Below are 9,920 nucleotides of genomic sequence, written 5' to 3' on the forward strand. Positions count from 1 at the left end.
CGGACGTTGCTGCCGGGTGGCCCGGGCATCGGGGGGGGGGTCCCGGCCGGGGGGGGGCACGGGGCGGGCACCCCGGTGCGGGGGCCGGTGCAGGGGCGGGACACGGCGGCGGCCCGCCGCTTCCGAGGGGAAGTCGGCGGGCCGCCGGTGGAACCGTGCGGGGCGGGCTCAGATGAGGCCCAGCTCCTGGACCGCGTCGCGCTCCTCGGTCAGCTCCTTGACCGAGGCGTCGATGCGGGCGCGCGAGAAGTCGGAGATCTCCAGGCCCTGGACGATCTCGAACTTGCCGTCCTTGGTGGTGACCGGGAAGGAGGAGATCAGGCCGGCCGGGACGCCGTAGGAGCCGTCGGAGACGACGCCCATGGAGGTCCAGTCGCCCTCGGCGGTGCCGTTGACCCAGGTGTGGACGTGGTCGATGGCGGCGTTGGCGGCCGAGGCGGCCGAGGAGGCGCCGCGGGCGTCGATGATGGCGGCGCCGCGCTTGGCGACGGTCGGGATGAAGGTCTTCTCCAGCCACTCCAGGTCGCTGCCGACGGCCTCGAAGGCCGGCTTGCCGGCGATCTCGGCCTGGAAGACGTCCGGGTACTGGGTCGCGGAGTGGTTGCCCCAGATGGTGACGCGCTTGATGTCCGAGACCACGGCGCCGGTCTTGGCGGACAGCTGGCCGACGGCGCGGTTGTGGTCCAGGCGGGTCATCGCGGTGAAGCGCTCGGCCGGGACGTCCGGGGCGTTGCGCTGGGCGATCAGGGCGTTGGTGTTGGCCGGGTTGCCGACGACCAGGACCTTGATGTCGTCCGCGGCGTGGGCGTTGATGGCCTTGCCCTGCGGGCCGAAGATGCCGCCGTTGGCCTGCAGCAGGTCGCCGCGCTCCATGCCGGCGGTACGCGGGCGGGCGCCGACCAGCAGGGCGACGTTGGCGCCGTCGAAGGCCTCGTTCGGCTGGTCGGTGATGGTGATGTCACGCAGCAGCGGGAAGGCGCAGTCGACGAGCTCCATGGCGGTGCCCTCGGCGGCCTTGAGGCCCTGCGGGATCTCCAGGAGGCGCAGGTTCACCGGCACGTCGGCACCGAGCAGGTGGCCCGAGGCGATGCGGAAGAGCAGCGCGTAGCCGATCTGGCCGGCCGCTCCGGTGATGGTGACGTTGACGGGGGTGCGAGTCATTTCTACCTTCTCCAGCAAATCGCCAGGTGCCCCAGGCACACCGGCGCACTGGAGCCGAGGATGTTCTCTCGACATCGAGAGACCGGCGTCAGGTTATCGCAAAGGGAAGCGTACGCCGCGTGTGCGGGCGTGGCTGATGCGTCACAGGAACGCCGCGGCCCCCGCCCGGCGCCCGGGATCCGGGGGCGGGACGGGGGCCGTTCGACGGCGCGCGGGCCGGTCAGTGCTTGGGCCGGCCCATCAGCTGCCCGATGTTGTCGAGCAGCGGGATCTGCAGCCACGGGTTCGGCTGCGCGACCAGGGTCAGCAACACGATCGAGGCACCCAGGAAGGTCAGCACGATCACGTCGGTGAAGCGGCTGCGCACCGCCAGCATCCCGACCTCGGGCAGCACCAGGCGCAGCACCGCGCCGAGCAGCACGCCGCAGCCGAGGATCAGCAGCCCGTACTTGAAGCCGTCCTTGAAGTCGGCGAACCAGGTGACCGCGAGGCCGGCCCCGACCACCAGGAGGACCAGCGTTATCGGCCACTGCCGGACCGGCAGGGCGTGCTCGCGCCCGAGGGCCGCGGCCGAGCCCTCGGGCGGCAGGGTGCCGGTGGTCTTGACCGGCCTGCTCCGGGTCCGCGCCGGTCGCGGTTCAGTCATGCTCGCCGTCCCTGGGGTGTCAGATGCCGGCGCGGCGCTCGGCCGCCTCGACGATGTTGTTGAGCAGCATCGCGCGGGTCATCGGGCCCACGCCGCCGGGGTTCGGGGAGATCCAGCCGGCCACCTCGGCCACGCCCGGGTGGACGTCACCGACGATCTTGCCCTCGCTGCGGCTGACGCCCACGTCCAGCACCGCCGCGCCCGGCTTGACGTCCTCCGGCTTGACCAGGTGCGGCACGCCGGCGGCGGCCACGATGATGTCGGCCTTGCGCAGGTGGGCGCTCAGGTCCCGGGTGCCGGTGTGGCACAGGGTGACCGTGGCGTTCTCGCTGCGGCGGGTCAGCAGCAGGCCGATCGAGCGGCCGACGGTGATGCCGCGGCCGACCACGACCACCTCGGCACCGTTGATCTCGACGTCGTGGCGGCGCAGCAGCTCGACGATGCCCAGCGGGGTGCACGGCAGCGGGCCGTCGATGCCCAGGGCGAGCCGGCCGAGCGAGGTCGGGTGCAGGCCGTCCGCGTCCTTGTCCGGGTCCATCAGCTCCAGGACCGGGTTCTGGTCCAGGCCCTTGGGCAGCGGCAGCTGGACGATGTAGCCGGTGCAGGTCGGGTCGGCGTTGAGCTCGCGGACGACGTTCTCGACGTCCTCCTGGCTCGCCGTCGCGGGCAGCTCGCGCTGGATCGAGGCGATGCCGACCTCGGCGCAGTCCTTGTGCTTCCCGTTCACGTACCAGCGGCTGCCCGGGTCGTCGCCGACCAGGACGGTGCCGAGGCCGGGCGTGACGCCCTTCGCCTTGAGGGCCGCCACGCGGGCGGCGAGTTCGGACTTGATCGCGGCGGCGGTGGCCTTGCCATCGAGAATCTGGGCAGTCATGACCCCATTCTCCCGGATCCCGGCCGGTCGCCGTACCACGGTCGGGCCCGGCCCGCGTCCGGACCGTGCGCGGGCCCGCGCAGGACCGGGGCCGGACCGGCGCAGGACCCTCGGCGGGGCCCGGCGAGGACCCGCCCGGGGGCCCGGCGCGGGACGTCCGGACGGCACGCCGTCGGCGTCCGCGGCGGGCCCGCCCCGCGCGACCGGGCGGGTACGGAACGTCCGTACCGCATTGCGGTTGCGCCACAGTCTTGACCCGGTGCCGGAACCGGCTGGACAGGGCCCCGTCGTCCGGATGACGATATGCCCGCATCCCCTGCCGCGACCAGGCCCGGTGACGGGCCGACGGACACCGCGGCGGGGCGTATCCGGGGGAAAGAGCCAGTGATCCGACCACAGCAGACCGAGCAGCCCGACCGCCGCCGCGCCGCCGTCGCCGCGCCGCGCCCGTCCAGGCCCGCGCTCGCCCGTTCACCACGCTGCTGAGCCGGTCACGCCCGTCACCGCCGCCGGGTTGTCACTGCGCCCCGCCACCGTCCCGTGCCGTCGACGACCCGACTCGCGACCGCAACCGGGGCCTCCGCCGTCCCGTCCCCGCGTCCCCGTAACTGCCCGGAGGCATCGATGAGTTACCCGCCCGACCCGAACAACCCGTACGGCCAGCCGCCCGCCTCGCCGGGCTACGGCTACCCGCAGCAGGCCCCGCCGGCCCCGGGCTACGGCTACCCGCAGGCGGCCGCCCCGGCTTACGGCTACCCGCCGGTGGCCCCGCCGCAGTCCATGCCCGGCCTGGTGGTCACCGCCCGGGTCCTGATGTTCGTCGTGGGCGGTGTGCAGGTCCTCCTCACCGGGTTCCTGCTGATCGTGGCCGCGGGCGCCAAGACTGTCGCCAACCAGCACAGCACCAGCAGCGACACCGCGATCTTCGGCAACGCGGCGGCGGGCGTCCTGCTGATCCTCGGGATCCTGTACCTGCTCGCCTCGGTGCTCTCGATCACGCTCGGGGTGAAGTTCGGCAAGGGCGGCCCGGCCACCCGGATCACCACCATCGTGTACGGCTCGGTGGCCCTGCTGCTCGGCGTGCTCGTGCTGATCAGCGCGATCACCGGGAGCACCAACGCCCAGGCCCAGGCCGCGGGCTCCGGGTTCGGCGCGGTCATCGGCGTGCTGTGGATCGCGATCTGCATCCTCTGGATCGTCGCCATGAGCACCCGGGACGGCGTCAACTGGTTCAACCGGCCGCGCTACTGACCGGCCCGCACGACGCGACGGAGCGGCCCGGCCCCCCTCGGAGGGGGCCGGGCCGCTCTGTCATTGCGTCACACCGTCGGCGGGATCAGTGGAAGAAGTGCCGCGCACCGGTGAAGTACATGGTCACGCCGGCCTCGGCGGCCGCCGCGACGACCTCCTCGTCACGGATCGAACCGCCGGGCTGGACGATGGCCTTGACGCCGGCCGCGATCAGGATCGCCGGACCGTCCGCGAACGGGAAGAAGGCGTCCGAAGCCGCGTACGCGCCCGAGGCCCGCTCGCCGGCCCGCTCGACCGCGAGCTTGCAGGAGTCGACCCGGTTGACCTGTCCCATGCCGACGCCGACCGAGGCACCGCCCTTGGCCAGCAGGATCGCGTTGGACTTGACGGCCCGGCAGGCCCGCCAGGCGAAGGCCAGCTCGGCCAGTTCGTCGGCGGAGAGCGCCGCACCGGTGGCGAGCGTCCAGTTCGCCGGGTCGTCGCCCTCGGCGTGCACCCGGTCGGCGTCCTGCAGCAGCACGCCGCCGGAGATCGGGCGCACCTCCTGGCGGTTGGCCGGGGCCTCGGGGGCGAGCAGCACCCGCAGGTTCTTCTTGCGGGTCAGCACCTCCAGGGCGCCGTCCTCGTAGCCGGGGGCCACCACGACCTCGGTGAAGATCGGGGCGATCTGCTCGGCCAGCTCGACGGTGACCGGGCGGTTGACCGCGATCACACCGCCGTACGCGGAGACCGGGTCGCACTCGTGCGCCTTGCGGTGCGCCTCGGCGACGTCGGCGCCGGTCGCGATGCCGCACGGGTTGGCGTGCTTGATGATCGCCACGGCCGGCTCGGCGTGGTCGTAGGCGGCGCGGCGGGCGGCGTCGGTGTCGACGTAGTTGTTGTACGACATCTCCTTGCCGTGCAGCTGCTGCGCGCCGGCCAGGCCACCGGTGCCGTCGCTGTACAGCGCGGCGCCCTGGTGCGGGTTCTCGCCGTAGCGCAGCACGTTCTGCCGCTCCCAGGTCGAGCCCAGGAAGGCGGGGAAGCTCTCGTCGCTCGGCGCGTAGCCGGCCTCGAACCAGGAGGCCACGGCCACGTCGTAGGCGGCGGTGTGGGCGAACGCGGCACCGGCCAGGCGCTTGCGGGTCGCCAGGTCGAAGCCACCGTCCTGAACGGCCTTCAGCACGTCGCCGTAGCGGGCCGGGTCGACCACGACGGCCACCGAGGGGTGGTTCTTGGCGGCGGCGCGGACCATGCTCGGACCGCCGATGTCGATCTGCTCGACGCACTCGTCGGGGGTGGCGCCGGAGGCGACGGTGGCCTTGAACGGGTAGAGGTTCACCACGACCAGGTCGAAGGGCTCGACGCCCAGCTCGGCCAGCTGCGCCCGGTGCGACTCCAGCCGCAGGTCGGCCAGCACGCCGGCGTGCACGCGGGGGTGCAGCGTCTTCACGCGCCCGTCCAGGCACTCCGGGAAGCCGGTCAGCTCGGAGACCTCGGTCACCGGGACGCCGGCGGCGGCGATCCGGCCGGCGGTCGAGCCGGTGGATACGATGGCGACCCCGGCGGCGTGCAGGCCCTGGGCCAGCTCCTCCAGACCGGTCTTGTCGTACACGCTGATCAGCGCGCGACGGATCGGACGGATGTTCTCCGAAACGGGGGGCGTGGTGGAGCTGGCACTCATGCCGGAATCCATACCTTTCGGTCCTCGATGCGGTGACCTTCGCGGGCCAGCCGGCCCACGACGTCGACGAGCAGCTTGCGCTCGACAGTCTTGATGCGCTCGTGCAGCGCGTCGCCGCCATCGGCGTGGTCGGCGTCGACGACCTCGACGACGCCCTGCGCGATGATCGGCCCGGTGTCCACCCCGGCGTCGACCAGGTGGACGGTGCAGCCGGTGACCTTCACGCCGTACGCGAGCGCGTCGGTGACGCCGTGGGCGCCGGGGAAGGCGGGCAGCAGTGCGGGGTGGGTGTTGACGGTCCGCCCGGCGAAGGCGGCGATGAACTCGGGGCCGAGGATCTTCATGAAGCCGGCCGTGACGACCAGGTCCGGCTCGTACTCGGCGACGGAGGCGGTCAGCGCGCGGTCCCAGGCGGCACGGTCGGGGAAGTCCTTCACCCGGTGCACGAAGGTCGGCAGGCCAGCCTTCCCGGCGCGCTCCAGACCGGCGATCCCGTCCCGGTCCGCACCGACGGCGATGACCTCGGCGCCGTACGCCGGGTCCGCGACCGCGTCGAGCAGCGCCTGCAGGTTGGTGCCGGAGCCGGAGACCAGCACCACCAGGCGGGCCGGTCCGGGCGTGCGGGGCGGGAAGTGCTGGGCGGGGGCGGCGGCCACTGCGCGATTCTCCGTAGGTCGGGCGCCGTGCGCTGGTACGTCCACCGGCGGTGGGGCCACTACGAACGGCAGGTCGAGCGAGGGGGAACACCGGGAGAACCCGCCGCGACGCGGGCCCCGGGAACCGATGTGAGCTGCTGACCGTCACCACGATAACGGCTGGTCGGACGGCCTCCGAACCCTCCCGACGGCGCTACGCGCGTAGTTGAGACGGGGATCTCCTCGGGCCCGCAGCACCGGAGTTGCCCCCGGCCGGACCGACCCGGCCGGGCCCGGAACCCGGGCCGCCGGTGGGCCGACGAACGGCTGCGGGATCATTGGGTGGCGCGGGAGACCGCGCCGACCGCGAGACCGCGACGACCGCGGGACCCACGGACCGGCTCCGACCCGGCCCGCCGGGTCCCGACCGAGCTCCGACCGACAAGGATTGGCTGAACCCATGAGCAGCGGCGACGAGACCGACGAGCGCAACCCCTTCGCGCCGCCGCCGGCGGACGCCCCGGACCAGCCGTGGCAGCCGCGCAGCCCCTGGACCGGCGAGGGCCCGGACGGCACCGGCGGCCAGGGCGACGGCCGCCCGCAGCTCCCGCCGCCGTGGGGTCAGGGCGACGGCCGGCCCGGCCCGCGGCCCCCGGCCCCGCAGCCGCCCCGGCTCGACCCGGCCGACCCGGCCCACCGCCGGGCCCGCAACGCCGCGCTCGCCGGACCGTTCGCGCTGGTCTGCCTGTTCGCGGGCTTCCACTGGATCGCCCTGCTGATCGGGGTGCTCGGCATCGTCTGGGGGATCGGCGCCCTGCGGAGCCCGAAGGGCGCCCCGGCCGGCGCTCCGTCGGGTGCCACCGGTGCCGCAGGTGCGGTCGGCGCCCCGGGCGCCGTCGGTCCGGTCCCCCGGGGAGCGGCGCCGAACCCGCTCACCCCGGCCGCCCTCGCCGGGATCCTCACCGGCGCGATGACCGTCGTGGTCGCCACCTCGGTGATCGGCCTCAACTACCACTACCGCGACTACGTCACCTGCGTCCGGGACTCGCTCACCACTGCCGGCGTCCAGGGCTGCGACCGCTACGCGCCGCAGTGGTACGTCGACTTCACCGGGAACACCGAGTAGCCCACCCGACCGCCCGTCAGTCCACCGGGTCCGGCCCCGGGGCCCCGCGGCCGGCCTCGGACAGCCGCAGCACGAGGGCGTGGGCCCGGGCGCGCAGCCGCAGCGCGCCCCGGCGCGTCCACCACGCGAGCCGGGCGTACGCGCTCCGGTCTCCCGCCGGGGCGTTCCCCCGCTCCCCCTCCGCCCCGAGCACCCGGTGCCGTACGAGCAGCGCGCCCGGGACGGCCACCAGCGCCAACCAGCCCGCCGCCGCGAGCCCCGACCGCCACGGCACCGGCCCCAACCAGGCCATCCGGCCACCCGCCAACCCGCCGCCGGACAACCGGCCCAGCAGCGCCGCCCCCACCCCGACCAGCAGCGCCGCCGCCAGCGCGGCCGTCACCGTCGCGGCGGGCGGCCACGGCACCGGCCGCCCCCCGGCGCCCCCGGCCGCCGCGGCCGGACCCCGCCGACCCGCCGCCGCGCGGCCCAGCAGCACCGCCGGCACCACCCCGGCCAACAGCGGCAGCACCAGCGCCGCCCACCGCCAGCCGCCCGGCCCGTCGGCCGGCAGCAGCGCGAACAGCGGGAACTCCGGCACCGGCCCCAGCGCCGCACCCCCCGGCGACACCACCGACCCGGCCCCCACCACGAACCCGGGGCCCAGCGCGTACGCCGCGCCCCACAGCACCGCGTTCGGCAACAGCACCAGCGCGAGCAGCAGCAGCGCCGGCAGCGCGACCGGCCCGCGCCCGAGCAGTGCCATCCCGCGCCCGCCGCCGGTCGCCGCATCCAGCACCGCCGACACCGCCACCAGCAGCCCGCCCGCCGCGACCAGCCCGGCCCCGGCCGCCAGCGCCGCGGCCCGCACCGGCGCCGCCCCGCCGACCGGACGGTACGGCGGCGGGAGGCGGTCCAGCAGGGAGTCGGCGGGCGGGCGGCCCGCGGCCCCCGCCGAGCGGACTCCGGCGGCCGTCGCCAGGGCCGCCACCAGCGCCACCACCAGGATGTCCGGCAGCACCTCGCTGCGGAACGGCCCGGCACCCGCACAGTGCAGCGCCACCGCGACCGCCACCGCGCAGTACCCGGCCCACAATGCCACCGGGCCACCCCAGCGCGACCGCAGCCCGCGCCGCGCCGCCACCCCGGCACCCGCCCGGTGGAGCCGGACCACGGCCAGGGCGCCGAGCAGCAGCGGAGTGACGGTCAGCGGGGCGTCGGCCTCCCCGCGCAGCACCGGCGCACCGTGCCCGATCAGCCACAGCACCCCCGCCAACCGGGTGGCAGCGGCCGGGCCGTCGTCCACGGACGGCGTCACCACCCACAGCCCCAGGACCGGCACTCCGACCACCGCCAGGCCGACCAGCGCCGTCCGCACCCCCGTCAACAGGTCGGCCAGCGCGGGCCGTCCGCCCAATTCGCCCGGCGCCTCCAGGATCGGACGGCCCATCAGCTGCGTCATGGGCCACATGGTGCCAAGGCGACTCGCCATGCTCCGTGAACCGGCAAACCGCCGCCGTGTCCCAGATTATTGGCTTATGCGCATTTTCAGACCCTGTCCCCACGACGCCGGCGTCCCGGCCCGGAGCGTCTGATGACCACGCCGCCCACCGCCGACTCCCCCACCCCCAAGCGCCACCGCGAGACCGCCCGCGCCGACCGCGCCGCGACCGGACTACTGCGGAAGCTGACCCCGCGTGAGGCCCAGACCCTCGCCCACCTCGCCACCGGCCACGACCTCCCCCACACCGCCGCCGTCCTCGGCGTCACCCCCACCACCGCCCGTAGCTACCTCCTGCGCGCCATGCGGAAGCTCGGCGCCACCACCCAGGCCGAGGCCATCACCCTCGCCGCGGGCTCCCTGCCATCCGTCGTGCCCCCCGGACCGGCGAACTTCGCCGGCCTCACCGCCTCCTCCCTCGGCCCCGCCACGTTCACCGTGCGGGATCTCGGGGATCCGGGCCTCCGCACGGGGAGCACGGACGGGCCCGCACGAACGGCCCTCGCCTCGACGGGCGGCCGGGGCGGGGGCGGAGACGACCGTACGGCCTCCCCGGCTCCGGCCCGACAGCCGACGGAGCCGCCCCCGCACGACGCCGCCGACGCCGCCGACGCCGCCCGTCGCCCCGTCACGGAGCAGCCGGCCAGCGGTACGACCGGGCCGACAGCGCCGCCGGGCGACAGTTCGCGCCCCGTCTCGGGCACCCGACGCGGCCGGACCGCACGGCGCGCCCGGCAGGAGCGCGGGGAGGCAACGCACACGCCCCCGAGCAAACGCCCGTCCGCCCGCCCCGAACAGCCGCCCCAGCAGGACCGCACCGGTACCGCCCAACGGCCCGGCGAACACGGCGAACACGGCGAAACGGTACGGGCACCGTCGCCGGCAGCGGCCTCGGTGCCGGCTGCGGCCTCGGTGCCGGGGTCTGCGGCCGCCGCGGACGCCGGACGGCCGCACCCCCCCCGCGCCCACCCCCCCCAGCAGGCGCGGCCCCTGCGGGTAGAACGCCAAGGCACCCCGCCGGTGTCTTATAAACAACTGACGCAGCCGACGAAAAGAGAGGTGTATATATCGGTGGTGGCCGGGT

Annotated in this window: 9 protein-coding genes (1 of these 9 running past the window's edge); 3 read left to right on the forward strand and 6 right to left on the reverse strand. The window is 75.1% G+C overall.

The window, feature by feature from the left end:
* Positions 1-168 precede the first annotated feature (168 nt).
* From ACFV0O_RS14810 to ACFV0O_RS14820, 3 genes are all read right to left on the reverse strand, one after another.
* Entirely contained in the window at positions 169-1,161 is a 993-nt protein-coding gene (locus ACFV0O_RS14810) for a malate dehydrogenase (RefSeq protein ID WP_360254775.1), read from the reverse strand.
* A gap of 220 nt (positions 1,162-1,381) precedes the next feature.
* Entirely contained in the window at positions 1,382-1,807 is a 426-nt protein-coding gene (locus ACFV0O_RS14815; RefSeq protein WP_380341204.1) for a DUF3017 domain-containing protein, read from the reverse strand.
* Positions 1,808-1,826: 19 nt separating this feature from the next.
* A complete protein-coding gene (locus ACFV0O_RS14820; RefSeq protein WP_360254771.1) occupies positions 1,827-2,681 on the reverse strand; it encodes a bifunctional methylenetetrahydrofolate dehydrogenase/methenyltetrahydrofolate cyclohydrolase in 855 nt (284 codons plus the stop codon).
* A 624-nt stretch (positions 2,682-3,305) separates the two neighbouring features.
* Here ACFV0O_RS14820 and ACFV0O_RS14825 point away from each other — a divergent pair.
* Complete coding sequence (locus ACFV0O_RS14825; protein ID WP_360254769.1) at positions 3,306-3,932, forward strand: hypothetical protein; 627 nt, start codon at positions 3,306-3,308, stop codon at positions 3,930-3,932.
* Positions 3,933-4,017: 85 nt separating this feature from the next.
* Here the strand turns inward: ACFV0O_RS14825 and purH are convergent, their stop codons facing one another.
* Both purH and purN read right to left on the reverse strand, forming a co-directional pair.
* The gene (gene purH, locus ACFV0O_RS14830; RefSeq protein ID WP_380341207.1) at positions 4,018-5,595 is read right to left on the reverse strand and encodes a bifunctional phosphoribosylaminoimidazolecarboxamide formyltransferase/IMP cyclohydrolase; all 1,578 of its coding nucleotides are present in this window, start codon (positions 5,593-5,595) and stop codon (positions 4,018-4,020) included.
* Positions 5,592-6,251 carry a phosphoribosylglycinamide formyltransferase gene (gene purN / locus ACFV0O_RS14835; protein ID WP_380341210.1) on the reverse strand — a complete coding sequence of 220 codons (660 nt, stop codon included), beginning with the start codon at positions 6,249-6,251 and terminating at the stop codon, positions 5,592-5,594. Before purN ends, purH begins: the two co-directional genes overlap by 4 nt.
* 439 nt (positions 6,252-6,690) lie before the next feature.
* Here purN and ACFV0O_RS14840 point away from each other — a divergent pair, with 439 nt between their 5' ends.
* Positions 6,691-7,356 carry a hypothetical protein gene (locus tag ACFV0O_RS14840; RefSeq protein ID WP_360254763.1) on the forward strand — a complete coding sequence of 222 codons (666 nt, stop codon included), beginning with the start codon at positions 6,691-6,693 and terminating at the stop codon, positions 7,354-7,356.
* 16 nt (positions 7,357-7,372) lie between these two features.
* Here the strand turns inward: ACFV0O_RS14840 and ACFV0O_RS14845 are convergent, their stop codons facing one another.
* Positions 7,373-8,797: a DUF6350 family protein gene (locus tag ACFV0O_RS14845; protein WP_380341213.1), complete on the reverse strand. Its 1,425-nt coding sequence runs from the start codon at positions 8,795-8,797 to the stop codon at positions 7,373-7,375.
* A gap of 132 nt (positions 8,798-8,929) precedes the next feature.
* Between ACFV0O_RS14845 and ACFV0O_RS14850 the strand changes: the two genes are divergently transcribed.
* A protein-coding gene (locus tag ACFV0O_RS14850) for a LuxR C-terminal-related transcriptional regulator (RefSeq protein WP_380341216.1) crosses the window boundary here: on the forward strand, positions 8,930-9,920 show its 5' portion. The gene runs 356 nt beyond the window's last position; the window shows 991 of its 1,347 coding nt (coding positions 1-991); it begins with the start codon at positions 8,930-8,932; the stop codon falls past the right edge of the window.

Source organism: Kitasatospora sp. NPDC059577 (assembly GCF_042735475.1).
In the GTDB taxonomy this organism is placed as follows: domain Bacteria; phylum Actinomycetota; class Actinomycetes; order Streptomycetales; family Streptomycetaceae; genus Kitasatospora.

Coding starts and splice junctions, on each gene's coding strand:
- ACFV0O_RS14810 (WP_360254775.1), bottom strand. CDS start 1,161: ATGACTCGCACCCCCGTCAACGTCACCATCACCGGAGCGGCCGGCCAG.
- ACFV0O_RS14815 (WP_380341204.1), bottom strand. CDS start 1,807: ATGACTGAACCGCGACCGGCGCGGACCCGGAGCAGGCCGGTCAAGACC.
- ACFV0O_RS14820 (WP_360254771.1), bottom strand. CDS start 2,681: ATGACTGCCCAGATTCTCGATGGCAAGGCCACCGCCGCCGCGATCAAG.
- ACFV0O_RS14825 (WP_360254769.1), top strand. CDS start 3,306: ATGAGTTACCCGCCCGACCCGAACAACCCGTACGGCCAGCCGCCCGCC.
- purH (WP_380341207.1), bottom strand. CDS start 5,595: ATGAGTGCCAGCTCCACCACGCCCCCCGTTTCGGAGAACATCCGTCCG.
- ACFV0O_RS14840 (WP_360254763.1), top strand. CDS start 6,691: ATGAGCAGCGGCGACGAGACCGACGAGCGCAACCCCTTCGCGCCGCCG.
- ACFV0O_RS14845 (WP_380341213.1), bottom strand. CDS start 8,797: ATGACGCAGCTGATGGGCCGTCCGATCCTGGAGGCGCCGGGCGAATTG.